The 216-nt window shown below is 75.5% G+C and carries 1 protein-coding gene; it reads left to right on the forward strand.

Annotated elements, in window-relative coordinates; genetic code table 11:
• Positions 1-216, forward strand: a 216-nt coding sequence (locus tag CVM50_RS00005) for a hypothetical protein (protein ID WP_198431823.1), incomplete at both ends; no start/stop codon positions are given.

Here is a 216-nt window from a genome sequence, read left to right on the forward strand (position 1 = left end):
GAGGCGCTGGTGCTGCCCTTCGTGGAGCGCGTGGTGCTGTGGCGCGGGATCCTGCTGGATCCCGAGGTGCCGGTCTGGCGCGAGGGGCCGGACGGGACCGGGCGCGCGGAGCGGCCCACCAGTGCCACCTCCTATTGCTGGCTGGTCTGGCTGAAGGACCGGGACGGCCCGACGGTGCTGCGGCGCATTCCGCCCTGCCGCCCGCGGCTGACCCGC

Source organism: Pseudooceanicola marinus, assembly GCF_002786295.1.
GTDB classification, from domain to species: Bacteria; Pseudomonadota; Alphaproteobacteria; order Rhodobacterales; family Rhodobacteraceae; genus Pseudooceanicola; species Pseudooceanicola marinus.